Below are 7,325 nucleotides of genomic sequence, written 5' to 3'. Positions count from 1 at the left end.
CCGGGGCCGCGGAGACCTGCCAGCAGAGGAACGACAGCACGAAGGCGACCAGCCCGACGCCGAGCACCAGCAGGAACCAGCGCTTCGGCACCACGGTGAGCAGCGCCGCGCTTGAAGTGCCAGAGCAGCTGCCCGCCGCCGGCCGGCGCGGCGCCACCACGGCTCGGGCCACCCCCGTAGACCCCGCCGCCGGCCGGCGCGGCACCACCACGGCTCGGGCCACCGCCGTAGACCCCGCCGCCCGCGGGCGCGCCCCGATCACGAGCCGGGGCGCCACCGTAGACCCCGCCACGGCCCGGGTCGACACCCGGACGCTCGTCGTCCCGGCGGCCGCCGGGCAGGTCGTCGTCGCGGCGACCGCCGGAGGCGTCGTCCGCGGCGCCCTTACGTTTCCGGGACCGCAGGATGCCGACGATGCCGGCGGCGACCAGCAGCAGACCCACCAAGCCGACCGCCGCGACCAGGTAGGTGATGTCCTCGATGCTGAGGCTGGAGAACCAGGAACGACTCGCCGTCGCCTCGACCTCCCCGTCCGCGGCGATCGGCTCGGCCCCCTTGGCGGAGGGGGCGTAGCTGAGAATCTCCACCTTGGCCTCGTCGTCGCCGAGTTTCCCGACGTCCGAGGCGGTCAGGAAGCTCTTCCCGTCCGGGGTGTAGGTGATCGCCTCACCGAACGGATCGGTCAGCGGCGTCACCCGGGGCTCGCGGTTGGAGAGCGCCTTGACGATGTCGCCGCCCGTCACGTCGTACTCGAAGGCGTCGGCGTACGTCCGCAGCACCACCTTGCTGCCGTCCGGCGAACGCGCCGCACCGGTGATCGCCACCCGGCCCATCACGCCGAGCGGGTTCTCCGTCTGCGTCTTCGGCAGGGTGACCGTGCCGACCTTCTCCATCGGCACCGGGTCGCTGTCGCCACTGGCGAGGGCCGCCGTCGGACGGTAGATCTCGGCCGCGCCCGAGGTGACCTTCGTGATGATCAGCGGCAGCTTGTCGTCGCCGACCAGGAGCGCCTCCGCGTCGTGCGGCTTGCCCTCGGGGTAGGTGAGGCGGTGCTGGGCTGGCTTCTTGCTGCCGGTGACCGGCATCGTCCAGACCGAGACCGACTTGCGGCGCTCGCCGATCGGCTCGTCACCCGTGTCGGCGATCCAGAGCGTTTTCTTGTCCGGGGAGAGCGCCAGATCCTCCGTGTCGGTCGGCCCGTCACCCGGGTACGACACCGGGTCCTTGGCGATCCCGCACTTGCTGTTCAGCAGGAAGACGCGCTCGCGCGACTCGATCTCGGTACCGTCGTTGACGACGACGTATCCGCTGCTGGTCGCCACCAGACCGGAGAGCTGACGGGCCCGCTCGTCTGTGATCGTGCACCGCTTCTTACCCGGCACCGGGTCGACGGCGGCTGAGGCGGCGGGAGCCGCCAGCGCGACTCCGTGAAGCGCCACGGTCGCCCCGAATAGACCGAGGGCGACCGTGACCAAGGAAACAGGGCGGCGCATTGCGCAAGTGTCGCATGCCCCGGTTTCGACCGGGTGACGCCCGCAAGGCGACTCGGGTGACGCCGGCAAGGCGGGCTAGGGGCGCGCCGGCGCCGGGCTCCCCTCCTCGTACGGGGCCAGCTCCGCGGCGAGCGCCTGGTCGACCCGGACGTGCACCCGGGTGCCCTCCGGCAGGTGCGCGGTACCGAGCACCTCGCCGAGGCGGTGCACCCGGGCGACCAGGTCGCCCCGGTCGTACGGCAGGACCGCCCGGACCTCCACCGCCGGCCGCGGCAGCCGGGCCTCGATGGCGCCACGCAGCTCGTCGACGCCGCGCCCGGAGTGGGCGGAGACGAAGATCGCCTCCGGCCAGAGGCGCTTGAGCCCCAGCAACGTCTCCTCGTCCGCCGCGTCGGTCTTGTTGACCACCAGCAGCTCGGGAAGCCGGTCGGCGCCCACCTCGGCGAGCACCTCGCGCACGGCGCGGACCTGCTCCTGCGGATCCGGGTGGGCGCCGTCGACGACGTGCACCACCAGGTCCGCGTCGCCGACCTCCTCCAGCGTCGAGCGGAACGCCTCGACGATCTGGTGCGGCAGGTGACGGACGAAGCCCACCGTGTCGGAGAGCGTGTAGACCCGCCCGTCGGTGGTGGTCGTCTTGCGGATGGTCGGGTCCAGGGTGGCGAAGAGCGCGTTCTCCACCAGCACGCCCGCCCCGGTCAGGCGGTTGAGCAGGCTTGACTTGCCGGCGTTCGTGTAGCCGGCGATGGCGACCGCGGGCACCGCGTTGCGGGTGCGGCGGGCGCGCTTGGTCTGCCGTACCGTCCGCATGCTCTTGATCTCGCGGCGCAGCCGCGCGATCCGGGTACGGATCCGGCGCCGGTCGGTCTCCAGCTTCGTCTCACCGGGACCGCGCAGACCGACACCACCGCCCGCGCCGCCGCCGCGCGCGCTACCCCCGGTCTGCCGGGAGAGCGTCTCACCCCAACCGCGCAGGCGGGGCAGCAAGTACTCCAGCTGGGCCAGCTCGACCTGCGCCTTACCCTCCTTGCTCTTCGCGTGCTGGGCGAAGATGTCGAGGATCAACGCCGTCCGGTCGACCACCTTGACCTTGGTGCGCTGCTCGAGGTTGCGCAGCTGGGACGGGGAGAGCTCGCCGTCGCAGATGACGGTGTCGGCGCCGGAGGCGAGCACCACGGAGCCCAGGTCGTCGACCTTGCCCCGCCCGATGTACGTCGCCGGGTCGGGCCGGTTACGGCGCTGGATCAACCCCTCCAGCACCTGCGAGCCGGCGGTCTCGGCCAGCGCGGCCAGCTCGGTGAGGGAGTTCTCGGCGTCGCTCTGCGTGCCCTCGGTCCAGACGCCGACCAGCACCACCCGTTCGAGGCGGAGCTGGCGGTATTCGACCTCGGTGATGTCCGTGAGTTCGGTGGAGAGGCCGGGGACCCGCCGCAGCGCCTGCCGCTCTGACAGGTCGAGCTCGCCGGTGGTGGCGTCGAGCTCCTCGTCCTCGAAGGGGACGACGACGGTGTCCTGGTCGCGCAAGCCGATCTCCTGTCCGTTCTGTCGGGTACCAAGCAATCCTGACATGTGTCAACGCCCGGCGCACCTGCTATATGCCCCGGTGGCCGCTTCGCGCCGGGCCACACGTCGCCGAGTCATGATCGCCGGTCCGGGGACCGGGGCCGCAGCCGGTGCGGGAGGTGTGGCCGTACCGGCCGGTAGCGGGGCCGGATGCCGGTCGACCTCGGCGAGCGGGTAGAAATGCGAGTCGAGCCGCTCAGCGTTGACGGAGGAAAGACCTGTGGCCATCACCCGACTCCCGAGTGCCGGATTCTCCATCACGATCCGGATCGCCGTACCGGCGGACGCCTCGTCGATCGGGCGGCTGACCACCTCCGTCGGAGAGGCCGGGGCGATCGTCACCGCGCTGGACGTGGTCGACTCCGACCCCACCCATGTGCTCGTCGACCTCACCTGCGACACCGCCGACGCCGGTCACGCCGACCAGGTCGTCCAGGCGATCTCCGCGCTCGACGGGGTCGACGTCCGCAAGGTCTCCGACCGGACGTTCCTGCTGCACCTCGGCGGCAAGATCGAGGTCAGCTCGAAGGTCGCCCTGCGCACCCGTGACGAACTCTCCCGCGCGTACACCCCCGGCGTGGCGCGGGTCTGCATGGCCATCGCGGAGAATCCGGCGGACGCCCGGCGGTTGACCATCAAGCGCAACACCGTCGCCGTGGTCAGCGACGGCTCGGCTGTGCTCGGCCTGGGCAACCTCGGGCCCGCCGCCTCGCTGCCGGTGATGGAGGGCAAGGCGGCGCTGTTCAAGCGGTTCGGCGGCGTGGACGCCTGGCCGGTGGTGCTCGACACCCAGGACACCGACGAGATCGTCTCGATCGTCAAGGCGATCGCACCCGCCTACGGCGGCATCAACCTGGAGGACATCGCCGCGCCGCGCTGCTTCGAGATCGAGGCCCGGCTGCGCGAGGCGCTGGACATCCCGGTCTTCCACGACGACCAGCACGGCACCGCCATCTGCGTGCTGGCCGCACTCACCAACGCGCTGCGCGTCGTGGGCAAGCAGCTCTCCGACGTCCGGGTGGTCGTCTCCGGCGCCGGCGCCGCCGGCACCGCGATCATGAAGCTGCTGCTGCGCCAGGGCGTGGGCGACATCATCGCGTACGACCGGCAGGGCGCCCTGCACCGCGGCCAGACCGGCCTGAACTCGGCCTGGCAGTGGCTGGCCGAGAACACCAACAAGGAGAACTACTCGGGCGACCTGCGGGGGGCGATCCGGGACGCCGACGTCTTCATCGGCGTCAGCGCGCCGAACCTGCTCACCGGCGAGGACATCGCCACCATGGCCAAGGACTCGATCGTGTTCGCGCTGGCCAACCCGGACCCGGAGGTGGACCCGCGGGAGGCGCGCAAGCACGCCGCGATCGTCGCCACCGGGCGGTCCGACCAGCCCAACCAGATCAACAACGTGCTGGCCTTCCCCGGCGTCTTCCGCGGCATGCTGGACGCGCACGCCGAGGAGTTCACCGAGGAGATGGCGATCGCGGCCGCCCACGCCATCGCGGACGTGGTCGGCGAAGACAAGATCAATCCGACGGTGATCGTGCCGAGCGTCTTCGACTCCCGGGTCGCCCCGGCCGTGGCCGCCGCCGTACGCGCCGCCGCGCACAACCCGGCCCCCGCGCCCGCGGCCGACCCCGGCCCGGCCGACCTCCCGGAGATCGCCGCCGAGGCCTCCGCCAACCCCTGACCGGCCCCGCGGAGCGGACTTGCCGGAGATCTGGGAAGGGCGGTGCCTCGCGAGGGGCACCGCCCTTCGGACTTCGGTGGACTGTGGCTGTGCGGGACGTCAGACGTGCAGGTGGGCCGGAGTCAGCCGGCCGGTGGCCACGAGCACGGCGGGGCCGGCGAGCCAGCAGCTGTCCGGCGTGACAGTGACGGTGAGGCGTCCGCCGGGCACGTCGACCGCCACCACCCCGGTGTCCCGGTGCGCGTCCCGCAGCGCCACCGCGGCCACCGCGCAGGTGCCCGTGCCGCAGGAGAGCGTCTCGGCCGAGCCACGCTCGTAGACGCGCATCAGCACGTGCCCGTCCGTTCCGTCCACCGGGCCGCCGGGGGCGGTGAACTCGACGTTCACCCCGGCCGGGAAGACCACCGGATCGAACTCGGGCGCCCGGGTCAGGTCCAGCGCCGGTAGGTCGAGGCCGGCCGGCAGCGCGCAGACCAGGTGCGGGTTGCCCACGTCCACGGCGGTACCGGCCAGCGTGAGCCCGCCCAGGGTGGCGGTGGAGGTGTCGTAGAGCCGGGGGCGCCGCATCTCGACGGCGATGACGTCACCGTCGACCCGGGCGCGGACCACACCGGCCCGGGTCGCCACCGGCAGCCCCTCGTCCGAGAGCACGGCCAGGCCGGTGTCGACCAGGTAGCGGACGAAGACCCGGGCCCCGTTGCCGCACATCTCGGCGGCGGAACCGTCGGAGTTCCAGTAGTCCATGAACCACTCGGCCTCGCCGGCGAGCGCCGCGCCCTCCGGGTGCTTGGCGGCCCGGACGACCCGCAGCACCCCGTCCGCGCCGATCCCGCGCCGCCGGTCGCAGAGCGCGGCGACCAGCCCGGGCGTGAGGTCGAGCGCCCCGTCCGGGTCGGGCAGGATCACGAAATCGTTGCCGGTGCCATGTCCCTTGGTGAACTCCACGACCCCATCATCGCGCAGCGGCGGGAACCAGCCGCAGGGCCTCGACGACCAGACCCGGATCGGCCGAGTCGAGCCAGTGGACCCGGGGATCACGCCGGAACCAGGAGCGCTGCCGGCGGACGAAGCGGCGGGTCGCCCGGATCGTCTCCTCGTACGCCTCGGTCTCGGTCAGCTCGCCGGCGAGGAAGCGCAGCACCTGCTGGTAGCCGAGCGCCCGACTGGCCGTACGCCCCTCCGGCAGGCCGCGACCGACCAGCTCACGGGTCTCGGCGATCAGCCCGTCGGCCCACATCCGGTCCACCCGCAGGGCGATCCGCTCGTCCAGTGACGCGGTGTCCAGATCGACGCCGACCTGCACGGACGGGTAGTACGGGGTCGGTTCGGGCAGGGCGGCCGTGAACGGCGCCCCGGTCAGCTCGATCACCTCGAGGGCCCGGACGATCCGGCGACCGTTTCCGGGCAGGATCGCCTCGGCGGCGGCCGGGTCGGCGGCGCGCAGCCGCGCGTGGAGGGGCGCCGGGCCGACCTCGGCCAGCTCCCGCTCCAGCCGCTCCCGGATCGCCGGGTCGGTGCCCGGGAACTCGAACTGCTCCAGCACCGCCCGGACGTAGAGGCCGGAACCGCCGACCAGCAGCGGCACCCGTCCCCGGGCCAGGATGTCGTCGACCGCCGCCCGGGCCAGCCGCTGGTACTCGGCGACGCTCGCCGGCTCGGTGACGTCCCAGATGTCCAGCAGGTGGTGCGGCACCCCCTCACGCTCGGCCGGGGTGAGCTTGGCCGTACCGATGTCCATGCCCCGGTAGAGCTGCATCGAGTCGGCGTTGACCACCTCACCGCCGAGGGCGTGCGCCAGCGCGATGCTCAAGGCCGACTTGCCGGCCGCCGTCGGCCCGACCACGGCCAGCACCGTGCCGGCCGGGGGGCGGCCGCCGCCGGCCTCGGCCGGCCCGCTCACGCCGCCTCCCAGCCGGCCACGAAGTAGGTCACGCCGTAGGGGGCCGCGTCGTAGTGCAGCTCACCGCGCCAGTCGCCGCCCGCCGCCCGCACCGCCCCGGCGAGCACCTGCCAGGGCGCGCGGCCGGCGACCTTCAGCTCCGCCGACAGGGCCGGGTCGAGGCCGAGCAGCGCCTCGGGGTCCGCGGCGGCCAGGGCCGCGGCGACCGATTCGTCGTACGCCTGCGCGCGTGGGTCGTCGTAGCCGGGCGCCTTCTGCCCCCGGCAGGCCGACCCGTCCCCCATCGTCAGCAACCCGACCCGGGGCCGGTACGTGTCGATCTCCTCGGCGAGCCGGGCCATCTCGTCGGCGGACGCGTCCGGTGTCACCTGGATGCCGACGATCCGCGCGCGGGTCCGGTGCCGGGCGAGCAGCCATGCGCCGATGGTCACGCTGATCGGGAGCACCGTGCCCCCCTCCGGCAGCGCCGGGACGAGTGGAACGGTCAGGTCGACGCCGAACGGCCCGAGCGTGCCGATCGCCGGCGGGATGATCCACTCCGTCGACGGGCCGGAACCGAGCACCACGACGCAGTCCGGCTTGGCGGCGAGCAGCCGGCTCACCGCGGTGTCGCAGGCGGCGCGGAGGGCGTCGAGTTCGGAGGCGGCGGCACCGGCCACCTCGGGTACGAGCAGGGGCGGGT

Annotated in this window: 6 protein-coding genes; 1 reads left to right on the top strand and 5 read right to left on the bottom strand. The window is 73.2% G+C overall.

Translation table 11 applies throughout. The features are described 5' to 3' along the window. Both E1211_RS29020 and hflX read right to left on the bottom strand, forming a co-directional pair. Nucleotides 1-1,439 (bottom strand): hypothetical protein (locus E1211_RS29020; protein ID WP_132352912.1); only part of this gene is annotated, 1,439 nt, incomplete at its 3' end. 129 nt (nucleotides 1,440-1,568) lie between these two features. Continuing rightward, nucleotides 1,569-3,062, bottom strand: a complete 1,494-nt coding sequence (hflX, locus tag E1211_RS29015) for a GTPase HflX (protein ID WP_371686214.1) — start codon at nucleotides 3,060-3,062, stop codon at nucleotides 1,569-1,571. A gap of 214 nt (nucleotides 3,063-3,276) precedes the next feature. Between hflX and E1211_RS29010 the strand changes: the two genes are divergently transcribed. After that, nucleotides 3,277-4,743, top strand: a complete 1,467-nt coding sequence (locus E1211_RS29010) for an NAD-dependent malic enzyme (RefSeq protein WP_132352908.1) — start codon at nucleotides 3,277-3,279, stop codon at nucleotides 4,741-4,743. Nucleotides 4,744-4,842: 99 nt separating this feature from the next. Here the strand turns inward: E1211_RS29010 and dapF are convergent, their stop codons facing one another. The 3 genes from dapF to E1211_RS28995 form a co-directional block, all read right to left on the bottom strand. Further along, nucleotides 4,843-5,688 carry a diaminopimelate epimerase gene (gene dapF / locus E1211_RS29005; protein ID WP_132352906.1) on the bottom strand — a complete coding sequence of 282 codons (846 nt, stop codon included), beginning with the start codon at nucleotides 5,686-5,688 and terminating at the stop codon, nucleotides 4,843-4,845. A 7-nt stretch (nucleotides 5,689-5,695) separates the two neighbouring features. Continuing rightward, a complete protein-coding gene (miaA, locus tag E1211_RS29000; RefSeq protein ID WP_132352904.1) occupies nucleotides 5,696-6,655 on the bottom strand; it encodes a tRNA (adenosine(37)-N6)-dimethylallyltransferase MiaA in 960 nt (319 codons plus the stop codon). Continuing rightward, on the bottom strand, nucleotides 6,640-7,325 hold a 686-nt coding region (locus E1211_RS28995), incomplete at its 5' end, for a class III extradiol dioxygenase subunit B-like domain-containing protein (RefSeq protein WP_243709741.1). The genes E1211_RS28995 and miaA, both read right to left, overlap by 16 nt.

The sequence above is a fragment of the Micromonospora sp. 15K316 genome, assembly GCF_004348525.1.
Taxonomy (GTDB): domain Bacteria; phylum Actinomycetota; class Actinomycetes; order Mycobacteriales; family Micromonosporaceae; genus Micromonospora.
The sequence above is the reverse complement of the archived record's forward strand: the minus strand, read 5'-3'. Positions and strand labels throughout refer to the sequence as shown.